The following is a 533-nucleotide window of genomic DNA, read 5'->3' as shown; positions in this document are numbered from 1 at the left end:
TTATACAGTTATCTACAACAAGATGCTGAACACTCTTGGTAAAGGTGCTCGTATCAAACGTAATGACTGTAAACAAGCAATCATGACTGCTCTGTACGGTTCAGAAGCTAAACCAAAGGAAGTATTTGGTGAAGGCATTATGCTCAACGTATTTGAAAGCACAATGAATGTGGAAGCACCTGCTGTATGGGAACTGAATAAATTCTGGTTACAGTGCGGTAATCCAGAGGCTTTCGTATATCACTGGGTAATGCCAGATGGCTTTAACGTATATATCAAAGTAATGGTAAATGAAGTGGAGACTGTCCACTTCTTAGATAAGCCATATGACTGTGTTCGTAAAGTACAAGGTACTGAAGAGAAGACTCTTATGCTATCTGCCAATACCACTCACTCTATTGATGGCCTAGTAGTACGTGAGCTGGTTCGTCGTTGTGACTATGACAAGAACCAGATTGAATACATCAAGGCTCTTTGCAATAGTGAAGCTGAATATAAGACTTCTGAAAAGAACTATGGCAAAGCAATGGAAC

Annotated in this window: 1 protein-coding gene; it reads left to right on the top strand. The window is 40.0% G+C overall.

All coding sequences use genetic code 11. The features are described from left to right. Window positions 1-82 precede the first annotated feature (82 nt). The coding region (locus Y882_RS19600; RefSeq protein ID WP_211259229.1) for a hypothetical protein at window positions 83-533 on the top strand (451 nt) is incomplete at its 3' end.

Origin of the sequence: Dyella japonica DSM 16301 (assembly GCF_001010355.1) — a bacterium.
In the GTDB taxonomy this organism is placed as follows: domain Bacteria; phylum Pseudomonadota; class Gammaproteobacteria; order Xanthomonadales; family Rhodanobacteraceae; genus Dyella; species Dyella japonica.
Note: the sequence above shows the minus strand (reverse complement) of the source record. Positions and strands in the feature narration are given on the sequence as shown.